Source organism: Actinomyces graevenitzii C83 (assembly GCF_000239695.1).
In the GTDB taxonomy this organism is placed as follows: Bacteria; Actinomycetota; Actinomycetes; order Actinomycetales; family Actinomycetaceae; genus Actinomyces; species Actinomyces graevenitzii.
Genome location: NZ_JH470338.1, coordinates 1188398 through 1201066 on the forward strand (window position 1 = coordinate 1188398; position 12669 = coordinate 1201066).

A 12669-nucleotide genomic window follows, 5' to 3' on the forward strand; every position below is an offset into this window, starting at 1 on the left:
AGTTAACTAGGCCAGACCTGAGTTAACTAATACTCATTAAGGGCGCCGCCTATTTACTTGGGTGGCGCCCTTATGTATGCCCTTATACCCATATGTCTGCCTGGTAAAGCACCTTTGTCACCTGCTGGGGCAACTCGACGTCGCCATTAGTGCCTAGGTGTGCAAGCAGCCGTCTAAAACTTGTTATGATCACTGAAGAAAAATGTTGTACTTAGCCAGGGTCCTTCATGCCGTTTAGTGTCGCTGCACTGGCAGCCGCGCACGGGGCTACAAATGCCACTGTCGCCGCTAGTCTGCCGCTTACATTCACTCCCTCAACCACTGCAGTGGCTGGCAACGTGTACCTGTCCGCCTTGGTTGGAGCCTCCCCACTGATCGCTTTTTTTGCGTTATTGGGTGGGTTTAAGGTCAAAACTCACCGCTGTGCTCTGCTGGCTCTGGCCCTAGCGGCTGTGCTGGCCATGACGGTTTTTAAAATGCCGGTGTCTATGACGCTACTGTCGGCTTCGCAGGGACTGGCGTTTGCGGTTATGCCCATGATTTTTATCGTGGTGGGGGCCGTGTGGCTGTATAACCTAACCGAGTTTTCTAACCGCTCACAGGATTTACGCGCAGTTTTCTCCACGATCGGCAAGAGTGACATTCGTATTCAGGCCCTGATTGTGGCTTATGCGTTTTGTAACCTGCTGGAGGGGCTAGCGGGTTTCGGGGCGCCGGTAGCTATTACCTGTGCCATGCTGGCTACGCTGGGGCTTCCCAAAATTAAAGCTGTGCTGCTGTGTTTGCTGGGGAACCTGGTTTATTTAGCTTATGGTGCCATGGCCACACCGGTGTTGACTGCTGGCCGTATGGGCGGCGTGGATCCCGCCCACATTTCTTTACTTATGGGACGCCTGATTGCTCCTTTGGCGCTGGTGGTCCCATTTTTATTGCTACTTATGCTTGATGGCCGCCGAGGTGTGCGTCAGCTCTGGCCGCTAGCTTTGGTCACCGGTCTTACTACTGCGGTGGGGCATTTATTTATGCCGCTGCTGTCTTTTGAACTTACCGGCGTAGCCACTGCGCTTTTCACCCTGGCAGCCACCTATATTTTCTTGCTGTTTTGGACTCCGACGACGCCGTCTGAGCAGCGCTCTAAAGCTTCCGTTGAGGGTCTAAGTGCTAGCCGCGTAATCCTAGCCCTAACCCCCTACCTGCTGGTGGTGACCTTGATTGCCACCACTAAACTGTGGAAGTGGGGCGTGGATTTAGATGCGCTACTTAAATCCACTGATATCAATATTCCTTGGCCGGGCCTGTATGGGCACCTGCACAGCGCCGACGGCAGTGTGAACACGGCTGCGATCTACCAGCTGCCGCTGCTGTCTAATCCGGGCACGCCAATTATTTTTACTGCCATTGTGGTTACTGGCCTGTACGCCTGGTATGGCCGCAAAACTCGCTTTGCGCTGCCGATTTTGCGTTCCCTGGTGGCGCTGTGGCACACCATTTCTGGTTTGCGTTACACGCTACTAACCATTGCGGCCGTGATGGCTTTAGCGTATGTGATGAACTTTTCGGGGCAAACCACCGCTATTGGCGCGGCGCTGGCTTCAACTGGCCATGCCTTTACTCTATTTGCCCCGATTTTGGGTTGGTTGGGCACAGCCGTGGGTGGCTCTACCACCAGCTCCGGGGCTTTGTTTGGATCTATGGAGGCTAGCGCGGCCCACGCGGTTGGCACCGACACCGCCACTTTGCTGGCTTCTAACACGGTGGCTGGGGGTATCGGTAAGCTAGTTTCGCCCCAGAACTTGGCGGTGGCCGCTACGGCTGTTGAGGAGCCGGGTATTGAGGCTGTCGTGCTACGCAAGATTGCCCCTTACTCGCTGCTGATGCTGCTGGCGGTGTGTTTGTATACTTTCGCGGCCTGTTCAGGCTGGCTGGATTTCTATCTGCCGCATTTTTAAAAAGTATCCCTGGCCACTTTCAGCTCAGGCAATATTTCCGGCCGGGTATGCGCCCGGGCAGGTCAGGGCATTTGGCCCGGGTAGTAGATGCATTAGTGCACTGGCTAGGTTGATACGCCAGCAGGCATAGTCGTGCCCACCGTTGTACACCACGTCTTTAACCTGCATCCCAGCCTGGCGCAGTTGGCGAACTGCTTTGGGTTGCAGGGGCGCCAAAATCCATTCCTGACTGCCTACCTCTATCCAGGCCCGAGTACCCGCTAGGGGCATCGCCGTGGCATCTAGCGCGTTTAGCTCGCTAAATAGCACTTCTTGCCACAGTGAAGCCGACTGGCTTATGCCAGAGCCAATTAGCTGTGGATAGCCCACCAGGGTGCGTAGCACGGTTAGCGCCCCTAGACTCTGCCCAATAACTACCCGATCAGCAGGGTTGGGGCTGATGGCATAGTGGGCTTTGAGCCAGTTAAGCAGTTGCCCACTTAAGTAGCCGCCAAAATCGCTTTCGCTGTCCCCCAACTCCTGCCAGCGTTGCTCAGTGCCGCCTGAATCAATGAACACCATATAGGCCGGGGCGATCAGGCCCGCGTCCATGAGCTGCGCTAGGGCCAGGTGTAGGTGGTGGCGTTTAAGCCAGACTTCTCCGTCAAGCACCAGCAGCACCGGCCAGCTTTGCGCGCGGTCAATCAGGGCGGGGGTGTAAACCCAAATTTTCCGTCCCAGGGTGTCTAAGTCGGCGACGACGTCGAGCCTGCCCGCGTCAAGTTCGCCTGTGCCGTCCCTGTCCTCGCTGGCGTCACCCCTGCCCGCGCCAAGTCCGCCACCATCGAATCTGCCCGCGCCGGCGTCGTCGGCAAAAACGGGCCACTCCCCTAGCGGCCAGGCCGGCGCCAGGGGCAGAGAAACCACAGATTGCACAAAACCACGCCGATTAGTGCAGGTAACCGGGTTGTGGGAGTCAGGCAGGCCGCCGTCTAGAGCCTGCCGCAACCGCACCTGACTGCCTTGTAGCCAGGGCGCCTGGTCGGCGGTGGGGGCCGGCAGGAAACAGTAGGAGGCGCGCCAATCGCCATCCATACGGTAGGTCAGGTACCAAGTATCCGTACCGGGCAGTCGCCGCATGTAGGAGTCGGCCAGGTTTTTCTCGTCCGTAAGCCGGTTAACGAACAGCAACACGCTGTGCGCCGCGCCCCGCCACAGGAAAGTAACCAGGTATTTGCCTTCCTGGGTGGGGTCCGCCTCCACTAGGGGCGTGGAAGTTACCTGCCGCCACAGCTGTTCTTGCAGCTGGCTGGCCAGTTGTGGGCGCTCCAGCAGGCGCTGGTGCACAGCAGCCAGGGTGGGGCTGGTGGCCAGCGGGGCACGCTGGGGGCGGGGCAGCTTTGGCGGGGTGGGCCTGGTCGACGCCGTCATAGGGCCTGCTTTCTAGGTCGCGGCAGCACTAGTGGGGCGCCGGTTTGAGGATCATGTAAAAGCTGACAGGGTAGGTCAAACACCTTTTCAATGAGCTGCTCGGTAACTATTTCACGCGGGCGCCCCTGGGCCACAATGGCGCCTTGATGCATCACCACCAGGTGGGTGGCGTAGCGGAAAGCCAGGGCCAGCTCGTGCAGCACGGCCACCACCGTGCGGCCTTGGCGCTGCAGGGCGGCAGCTAGCTCTAAAACCTCAACCTGGTGGCTGATATCCAGGTAGGTGGTGGGTTCGTCTAGCAGCAGTACGGGCGTGTCTTGGGCTAGGGCCATGGCGATCCATACGCGTTGACGCTGTCCACCAGAGAGTTCCTCAACCCGCCGGTCAGCTAGGTTAGCCACCCCAGCACGCTCTAAAGCGTCTTGCACAGCGCGTTCATCGGTCGGGGACCATTGGCGCAGCAGGCTTTGGTGCGGATGACGCCCACGGGCCACCAAGTCGGCCACGCTGATCCCCTCGGGGGCCTGGGGCGACTGGGGTAGCAAAGCCACCTGCTTGGCCACCTGTTTGGGGCTATAAGAGCTGATCGCGCGCCCGCCCAGTTCCACCTGGCCACTGCTGGGGCGCAGCACCCGGGCCAGGGTTTTAAGCAGAGTGGATTTACCGCAGGCGTTAGGGCCCACAATCACGGTGAACTGGCCGCTAGGGACCGCGAAATCGACGCCGTCGAGCACTGGGCCGCCCCCATAGCCCACCACCAGGCCTTTGCCAGCCAAACTGACCTGCCCGCTCATATGCCTTTCCTCCACTGCAACACCAAGAACAACACCAGATACAGCCCGCCCATCGTGGCCGTTACAACCCCCACCGCTAGTTGAGTGGGGGCTAGGGCCCGCTGGGCCACAAAATCGGCCACCACCACCAAAGTGGCTCCCATCAGGGCGCTGTTGGTTAGATTCACGCCCGGCGCGCCGCTAGCTCGCCGCGCCAAATGCGGGGCTGCCAACGCCACGAAAGCAATTGGGCCGGTTACCGCCGTCGCCAAAGCCACCAGGGCCACCCCTACCGCCAAGGCCCCTGAGCGGGTGGCTTGCACGCGCGTGCCCAGACCATGGGCCAGCTCATCACCTAAAGCCAAGGTACTTAGCGGCCGCGTCAAGCAGGCCAGTGCCGGGGTGAGCACCACTAGGGTCAGAGCCAGCCAGGCGAGCCAGGCCCAGTTAGCGTCGTTAAGGCTGCCTGCCTGCCACTGGGCGGCCTGCTGGGCGTTAGCTAGTGGGGCGCGCACAATCAGCAGCTTGTTAAGGGCGTGCTCGACGGCGGCCAGGCCGATACCCACTAGCACCAGGCGGTTGCCGGTTATGCCGTTTTTCCAGGCCAGCAAATACACCAGGGCCGCCGCGCCGACGCCGCCTGCAATAGCTCCCAGCGACACCCCCAGCGGGGAGGCCCCTACCAAAATGATGGCTACCAGGGCGCCAGTGGCCGCTCCGGTGGTGAAACCAATAATGTCGGGGCTACCCAGCGGGTTACCTGATACTGCCTGGAACAGGGCACCGGACAGGCCCAGAGCAGCCCCCACCAACATAGCGGTGGCGATTCGTGGGGCCCGCACTTGGGTGACAAAGTAGCGCGCGTAGTTATCTTCCTGACCGTAGCCAAAGATGGCGGCGCTGACCTGGGCAGGGCTAACTGGGTAGGCGCCGGTACTTATACTCGCCACCGCCACTACCGTTAAAAGCACCAGCAGCGCTAAAGCCACCACCAGTGAGCGCACCCCCAGCCGCAGCGAGTAGGGACCCAGGCGCAGTAGGATGTGCCGGCGCGATTTGGGGGCCGCTTGGGCCGCTTTGCCAATCGCTAGGGGTGCCGCCTGGGCTGCTGATTCGAGCGCCACTTGGGTCGCTGCTTTGCCTAGTTTGGCCAGTCCAGACTGGCTTGTAGCCACTGGCTCCACCCCCAGGCGGCTAGTTTCGCCTTTAGTTTCGTTCTGGTTTAGGTTTTTCATAGCGCCGCCACCTTCTTAGTGCGCACCATGGCAATAAAGCAGGGGGCACCAGCCAAAGCCGCCACCACCCCAACTTGTAGCTCTTGGGGAGCAATAATTACGCGCGCTAAAACATCAGCGCTCAGCACCCACACCGGCCCCAGCAGCAGGCTAACTAAAGCCACCCAGCGCTGATCAGGGCCAAGCGCTGCACGCGCAGCCACAGGAACTGCTAAGCCCACAAAAGAAATTGGTCCAGCGGCGGCCGTAGCCGCGCCAGCTAACAGTGTCACTGCCAGGGCGGTAAATGTGCGGGTAGCCTCCACGCGCACCCCTAAACCTTTAGCGGCCTCCTCCCCCAGGGCTAGTGCGTTTAGGCTAGGCGAAAGTGCCAAGCCCAGCACTATCCCCAAGGCGATTAGCGGCGTCGTCGCCATAGCAATATCTGTGCCGCGTCCTTCTAATGAGCCAGCCACCCAGTAGCGAAACTCATTAAAAGCCTCCTGATCAGCCAAAATAACCGTTTGGGTGAGTGCCCCCAAGGCCGCTGAAACCGCCACCCCCGCCAGCGCTAAACGCACCGGGTTAGCTCCAGCTCGCCCGGTGGCCCCCAGCAGGTATACGGCCACCGCCGCTGCGCCTGCCCCTACAAAAGCCGCCCACATATAGGTGTTAACGCCGCTTAAGCCAAACAGGGCCACGCTGAGCACCACCGCCAAAGCCGCGCCCGAGTTCACCCCCAAAATGCCTGGATCAGCTAGAGGGTTACGGGTAAGGCATTGCATCAGTGCCCCGGCTAGGCCCAGCGCCGCACCTACGCTGAGCCCAATTAGGGTGCGCGGCACTCGCAGCTGCCACACCACCGTGGCAGCGTTAGCTAGCTGCGAGTGCTGCTCCGGCTGCGTGCCCTGGGCTGATGAGTTGACAGCGTCTGGTCCAAGCCGCAAAACCTGCCACACCAAGGCCGGATCCAAAGCTTTAGAACCTACAAATAGACTCAAAGCTATGGCCCCGACCAGGGCTAACAGCGCCAGGCTGAGCGTAAATTTACGTAATTTCATGAGCCTATTTCGTTAGTTCCTGCCAGACACAGCTGCCAAACATAACTCCTCGTAAGGCGCAACTCTTTAAAGCTCAGCCTTTCAAGGCGCAGCCTAATCTTTACGAAACCGGCCTAGCTGAGCAGGTGGCGCTTGACGTCGTCGAGAATGGAGTTCATCAAAATCGCCGAGCCGGTAGAAGTCCAGACGGAGCCATCAACCGGGTAGACGTGTCCAGCTTTGTAGGCCCCCAGTTCCGCAAATCCGGGCACCTGCGCGGCCTGCTGTAAAGCTTTGGTGGCGGCGGAAGTGTCGGCGCTGCCGCCGGCCTTGGGGTTGGACACTGAGGAGCCAGCAAGGAAGCCAAAGAACATGTAGTCGGCGTCGATCTGGGAGATGTTCTCTAGCGAAACCGGCTCGCTGTGCCCATGTCCTTTACGGTCTTGGCTGGCTGGACGCTTTAATCCCAGGTCGTTTAGGGCCACGCCGGCGGGTAGCTCTTTGAGGATCAGCGCAGCTGCGGTGCCCTGCCAGCGGATGATAGAGAAAGTTTTGCCGGAGTACTTGGGAGCCAGGGCGCTAGCCATTTCTTTGACCCGCTTGTCGTAGGCGGCCAGTACCTGCTTGCCTTTCTGCTCCTGGTTTAGGGCGTTAGCGATGTTGGTGAAGTTGCTACGCCAATCACCGCCGGCGTCGCCGGTGTATACGGTGGGGGCGATGGCCCGCAAAGTGGCCAGGGCCTTGGCGTTGTTTTTTAACCCTGTGCCGTCCACCAGGATCAGGTCAGGTTTTTGGGCGCCGATTGCCTCAAAGTTGGGTTGCCCAATGGACCCCATGATCGGGATGTTTTTGGCTTTTTCGCTTAGGTAGTTAGGTACGGTTTTTTGGCCACGGCCAGCGACGACGCCGATCGGCTTTAGTCCCAGCGCCAAGATAGCGTCAGTGGTGGGCTCTGACAGGGCCACTACCCGCTTGGGGTTGGTGGGCACGTTAACTGCAGAGCCGTCCACGTTCTTTACGCTACGGCTGGTGGCGGTGGCGGTGGCTGCCGGGCGTGAAGAATTGGCTAGACCGCAGCCGCTAAGAGCGGCAGCTCCCCCTAAACCTACGGCGGTTAGGATGGCACGGCGCGATAGTTCTTTCATTTTCCCTCGCTAAGTAGTCTCGCTAAGTAGTTGTGCGTCAGCTGAATTTTGTCAGGTAGCTAAGCCTTAGTAAAGGTAAGCTCAACCATAGAGATTTTTCACGACTACATGCGATAAAAATAGAGCTTTACATCACAATTAGCACTATTTACGCAGTTTTTTGCAAATTTGATGCTTGCCTGAATGGTTTTTATTAGCCTAGCCTCACTTAGGGGAACCTAATAGTTCCCTCCTTTTGAGCAAACAATTGACCGGGCTAATGCAAGCCCCTAAACCGCATGTAAGGAGCCTACGCATGGCACACTTCTCCATTGCATCGCGCGCTAGCTCACGCACACTCTCAGCCCTAGCGGTGCTGGCCATGGCCGCCATACCGACAGGAGCCGTCGCCAACCCCACCACCCCCACCCCTGCGGTAAGCGCGACCACCACTGTTGCCACCACCCCTTCAGCCACCCCTTCAGCCACCCCCTCAGCCACCGCGCTCAACACTGAGGCTTACCAGGTCACCGGCACTGTGGTACCTAACGGTAACTACCAAAGCGTCGCCAACGCTAAGGGCGAGGTATTCATTGGCGCTTCTGTGGGACGCCCCCCGATCAAGGAATCCACCCTGGTCAAGGGCCACTATGACGCCTCTGGCAAGTTTGTGATCGACAAGCAGATCACTCCTGCCGCAGCTGCAGATGGTAAGGGTGTTAACGGGGTTTACGGCGTGGCCGTGGACGACGCTAACGGTTATGTGTGGGTTAGCAACACTCGCCAAAACACGGTGGCTGTTTACAAGCAGTCTGACCTGTCGCTGGTTAAGCAGTACCCGGCTAACGCCGTCACCCACGCCCGCTCTATGCGAGTAATTGGTGACAGTGTCTACGTAACTGAAGCTGCTCGCGGTAAGGGCGGCGGCATTAAGGTTTTCAACGCTAAGCAGCTTGACGCCGCCCCCACCACCATTGACTTGCCCGAAGGTGCAGTGCCGATGGACTTTGATGTGGATAGCGTCAGTGGGCGCCTGTTTACGGTAGACCTGAAGCTGAACAAGGCCTACGTGATTGACACTAAGAACTCTAACCAGGTCACCAGCTATGACCTGCCTGGTGCTAATGGCGCCTCGGGTGTGGCCTATGATCCGGCCAACAACCGTTTGTTTGTAGCCAACCAGAGCTCTAACAATGCAGTGGTGCTGGACCTGAGCACCGGCAAGGTGATTGCCGATATTCCTACCGGCAACCAAGCCCTGGGCGCTGTCTACTCCAACGGCTACGTCTACGTGGGTAACCGCACCGCCGGCACGGTTAGCGTAATTAACGCTTCCAGCTTGAAGGTTGAGGCTATTTTGCCCACCGGTACTAACCCCAACCACCTGTCGGTTAACCCTGATGGCAGCGTGAATGTGTTGGATAAGGCTCCCAGCAATAACCAGATCTTCCGTATCGCCCGTAAGGGAGCTAGCCCGACGCCGACCACGCCGGCGCCCACGCCCACCGCTGCACCCACGGCAACCCCGGTGCCCACCAGCCCGGCTAGCCCCACCGCTAAGCCGAGCGTTCCGGCTTCACCGGCTCCTACCAGCCCAGCTAAGCCCAGCGCCTCAGCAACCGCGCCAGTAACCATTACCCCACTGCCGGGTAAGGTCACTGGTGATCCGCTGCAGCCCAAGGGCGCCGCTAACCAGGGTGAGGGCGGCCGCCCTAGCCTGGCTAAGACTGGTGCAGCCAGCATTGTGGGCCTGGCTGCGCTGGCATTGATCGGCGCCGGCGCCTTCATGTTGCGTGCACGCCGCCGTGCCTGAGCTAGCCAGCGTCATCCTTTAAGACACAAGTGGGGGGGTCGAAGCTTTGCTTCGACCCCCCACTTACACTTTGGTTTCTTTACTGCATGTCTAAAGCTTATTTACTGCTTTGACAGCCGTTTACCTAATGTTTAGGTGTTTAGCACAGCAAACCTTCGCGCTGAGCCTGGGTTAGTAGAGCTGGGCGGCTGGTTTCTTCCATGCCGTTGTTGGCACAGGTTTGACGCCCCAGCGATGTATATCTATTCACTGTGGCCACGGTCAGACCCAGCGCGTTAGAAGTTTCTTTAGCGGTGTGTCCCTGCGCATAGGAAAGCAGCACGTCACGACGGCGTCCCTGCAGGTTATCGGTGATGATGTAGTCGATGTAGGGGCGCACCTGCAGCCACGAGACCGGGCTTAACCGCCTGCCAGTGGCCACTTCCAGCACTGCACGACGCAGCTCAGAGCCGGGCACGCAGCGCGTAAGTACGGCCTGCACACCTAATTCACATACACTGCGCAGCAAATAGGGCTGATCCGAGCTTTGATATGCCACTACCGGCACTTTAGCTTTTGAAAGCTGTTCTACTTGCTCAATAACTTTATCGGTACGCTGCGCATCTAAATCAACGACCGCCACATTTATACGACGCTGATTTAAACCTAGCTGCCCAATGTCATTGAGATAAATAATCTGATTAGTTTGCGCCACCTTAGCTAAGGCCGCATACAGACCTAAACGTAATACTTCGCAGTCACCAATGATAGCGATGCTATAGCGCTCAGATTGCCGAGATGGCACATATAGATTAGCCACCAGCTTCCCTCCAGACTGCGTGCCAATACGATACTAGCGCGACATAACCCAAGCAGTATTGCGACGCTATCGCAGCAATTCCTTGATGCGCACCCTACTGCGGATTAAATAAAACCAACTATGGGACATAAAAGCAATACAAGATTTAACACTTGGTAAATCAAAAATTTAATTTGGACCAGCTAAAATCGGTGTATAGCAATATTACTTCAGAAACGCCCTCATTGGCTGAAAATTCAATCACGGTTCTATTACAGTTCACTGAAAAGTTTCTAGGCATTTGCCAAGCATTTCATGAACATTACCTGTATTTAAGTGGGGTAGACTTGTGCGGTTGCCGTAATTAAATTACCGCAACCGCACAATTATGCATAACTTTTGCAAGCTTTTTACCCGAGCTGACTGGGGAACGCAGCAAACATTGATTGCGCCGCCTCCAATTCAGAGACTTCCAGTTCCAAGTTATCTACCAAAGACTCCAGCGCCGGCATCACCTCAGGCACCTGCGCTGAGCTAGTGAACAGTACTCGCGCACACAGGTCATTGCCGTGTTGGCGCCAAGCGTAGAAACCAGTTAGACGCAAAGAGTGGTGGCCGACGTCGTCGCCATCAGAAAAGGCCCCCAGCGAGCGGTAAACCACCTTGCCGCTAGCCAGTTTGTGCTCTTCAGCCTGGGTAGGCCCCTGCTGGTCCTCCCCCACGGTGATCAGCTGAGTCAAAGCCTGGGCCTCATCACCTTTAGACGGGTAGGCGTACAGGTCCAGCAAAGCCGGAGCCAGCAGCTGCGAGGGCAGGTACAAGAAGCGCGCGAAGGCCTCCTCGTCGGCAGGCAGGCGGTCAATGCGGGCCACCATGTCCATAAACGCCTGCTGCACCTCGGCGTCGGCGTAGACGGGGGCGGCCTGGAGCTGCTCCACCCAGCCGGGCTCTACATAAACCCAGTTGCCGTCAGTTTGGGCGCTCCAGTTCATGGCTGCATCCTCAGGCTGCGGGCGACGGCGTCGTACAGGTGCAGCAGCGAGGTGGCCAGCTGGTCGTGCTCGGGGCTTGAGGGCAGGTTGATGTAACCGGTTAGGGTTACGATCGCCTCGGTGACGTCCGGGTTGGCCAGGAAGTAGGTGATCTGCCGCGACACTATCTTCTGTGGCACCTCGGGCAGCTGCACGTTGAGCTCCTGGTTTACGGCCTCAGCGGTGGAGCGCAGTAGGTCCTCGCCGTCACGTAGGGACATGGTACGCATGACGACGCTGTGTCCATCCTCGATCACCTCGGCTTGGCCGTTGTCGCGGCCGATGGCGAGCATGGCGTCCATGGGGGCGACGTCGTCGGTCAGTGGTAGCGGCACCACGAACATGGAGGCACCGGTGAGCACCCCGGCGGTAGGCTCAACTTCCACCAGGAAGTTGGTGGCGCCCGCCTGCTTGAGGGCCTCGGCCTGGGAGCGGAATTGACGGTCGATTAGGTCGCGTACCTGCTCCGTCTTGCCGCTTTGCCCCAGGTAGGTCATGAAGCGGTCACCAACCTGACGGGTCTGCTCAACTAGATCGCCGTTCAGATCAATATCAGCCCAGTTACCCGGGACAATGTAACTAACTTTCATGAGTAATCCTCCATGTTTTGCGCGCCTACCTGCGCGTCAAAGCCTTAATAACCGGCAGCTAAGCCTACTCGCCACCAACAAGGGCCTTCTTAACTCCGTGTGCTACTTCCCCGGCGCCCCTGACCCTACCAACTAGTATGTCTCCGGCACCTTTGACCGTACCAACAGCAACGTCACCCGCAGCTTGCGCAGTGCCCGCAACACCTTCTGTGACCGCACCTACATAGTCACCTTGGTTCCAGGCACCAGCAACTCGCATACCACTAGTAGTAAGGTGTTGAGCGGCGTCATTAACCCCAGAAGTTATATCTGAGCCAGCATTAACGTAACCATTACCTACTTCGGCAAGGCCATTAGCGCAGCCATCAGCCACATATCCGAGAGCTACAGTGGTGGTAGGTGCCCCAGAGGCAGCGATGTGGTTGGCCTTGGGATTCTCATACTGGGCGTCCAATGGGCCATAAAGATATTCCATATGGTGATAATCAATAGGGTTGGCAGAGGACTTCATGTCACTGTTCATGGGAACAACATGTCGTTCACCGTATGCACGCGGAGCAATCAAGTCCATACGGCCAAATAGCCCATCACGTGCGATATCTTGCGCATAACTTAGCGGGTCTAGCGCAAAGCTATAGGCCTTGACATTAGAGCCATCCATAGGGGCCTGGGCATTAAAGCCAAAGTTGTTTAGGCAGTTAGCTCGCGCGATCGTTTCACTGGTAACTGAGAGCCCCGCAGCGTTAAAGGTTACTGCTTTCCCACCGGTAGCTAATGCGCCAGCTGAAGCCAGTTCACCGCCCAGCGAGTGACCGGTAAAGTCAACGTTTTCACGGCCCACCGCTAGAGCCAATTTAGTAGACACATCTATTGCATCCGACACCTGAAACGATGTAACAACAGCACCCTCAATATCATTGCGAAGATCTAAACCTGGTTGTCGATCA

Annotated in this window: 11 protein-coding genes; 2 read left to right on the forward strand and 9 right to left on the reverse strand. The window is 58.0% G+C overall.

Features of this window, described 5'->3' with window-relative positions; genetic code table 11:
• Positions 1-227: 227 nt before the first annotated feature.
• A complete protein-coding gene (locus tag HMPREF0045_RS05135; protein WP_005986169.1) occupies positions 228-1949 on the forward strand; it encodes an L-lactate permease in 1722 nt (573 codons plus the stop codon).
• 24 nt (positions 1950-1973) lie between these two features.
• Here the strand turns inward: HMPREF0045_RS05135 and HMPREF0045_RS09605 are convergent, their stop codons facing one another.
• The 5 genes from HMPREF0045_RS09605 to HMPREF0045_RS05160 all read right to left on the reverse strand — a co-directional run bounded on the left by HMPREF0045_RS09605 (position 1974) and on the right by HMPREF0045_RS05160 (position 7531).
• The gene (locus HMPREF0045_RS09605; RefSeq protein ID WP_005986171.1) at positions 1974-3359 is read right to left on the reverse strand and encodes an enterochelin esterase domain-containing protein; all 1386 of its coding nucleotides are present in this window, start codon (positions 3357-3359) and stop codon (positions 1974-1976) included.
• Entirely contained in the window at positions 3356-4153 is a 798-nt protein-coding gene (locus tag HMPREF0045_RS05145; RefSeq protein WP_005986173.1) for an ABC transporter ATP-binding protein, read from the reverse strand. Before HMPREF0045_RS05145 ends, HMPREF0045_RS09605 begins: the two co-directional genes overlap by 4 nt.
• Positions 4150-5367 carry a FecCD family ABC transporter permease gene (locus HMPREF0045_RS05150; protein WP_005986175.1) on the reverse strand — a complete coding sequence of 406 codons (1218 nt, stop codon included), beginning with the start codon at positions 5365-5367 and terminating at the stop codon, positions 4150-4152. Before HMPREF0045_RS05150 ends, HMPREF0045_RS05145 begins: the two co-directional genes overlap by 4 nt.
• Entirely contained in the window at positions 5364-6407 is a 1044-nt protein-coding gene (locus tag HMPREF0045_RS05155) for a FecCD family ABC transporter permease (protein ID WP_005986177.1), read from the reverse strand. The genes HMPREF0045_RS05150 and HMPREF0045_RS05155 overlap by 4 nt, the downstream gene beginning before the upstream one ends.
• Before the next feature lie 113 nt (positions 6408-6520).
• The gene (locus HMPREF0045_RS05160; RefSeq protein WP_005986178.1) at positions 6521-7531 is read right to left on the reverse strand and encodes an ABC transporter substrate-binding protein; all 1011 of its coding nucleotides are present in this window, start codon (positions 7529-7531) and stop codon (positions 6521-6523) included.
• Positions 7532-7826: 295 nt separating this feature from the next.
• Between HMPREF0045_RS05160 and HMPREF0045_RS09610 the strand changes: the two genes are divergently transcribed.
• Positions 7827-9323, forward strand: a complete 1497-nt coding sequence (locus HMPREF0045_RS09610; protein ID WP_005986180.1) for a YncE family protein — start codon at positions 7827-7829, stop codon at positions 9321-9323.
• Positions 9324-9462: 139 nt separating this feature from the next.
• Here HMPREF0045_RS09610 and HMPREF0045_RS05170 read toward each other — a convergent pair whose 3' ends face one another.
• From HMPREF0045_RS05170 to HMPREF0045_RS10710, 4 genes are all read right to left on the reverse strand, one after another.
• Positions 9463-10122 (reverse strand): helix-turn-helix domain-containing protein, encoded by a 660-nt coding sequence (locus tag HMPREF0045_RS05170; RefSeq protein WP_005986182.1) that lies wholly within the window; start codon positions 10120-10122, stop codon positions 9463-9465.
• 389 nt (positions 10123-10511) lie between these two features.
• Positions 10512-11093: a hypothetical protein gene (locus HMPREF0045_RS05175; protein WP_005986185.1), complete on the reverse strand. Its 582-nt coding sequence runs from the start codon at positions 11091-11093 to the stop codon at positions 10512-10514.
• Positions 11090-11722 (reverse strand): hypothetical protein, encoded by a 633-nt coding sequence (locus tag HMPREF0045_RS05180; protein WP_005986187.1) that lies wholly within the window; start codon positions 11720-11722, stop codon positions 11090-11092. The genes HMPREF0045_RS05175 and HMPREF0045_RS05180 overlap by 4 nt, the downstream gene beginning before the upstream one ends.
• A 64-nt stretch (positions 11723-11786) precedes the next feature.
• On the reverse strand, positions 11787-12669 hold an 883-nt coding region (locus HMPREF0045_RS10710), incomplete at its 5' end, for a hypothetical protein (RefSeq protein WP_005986189.1).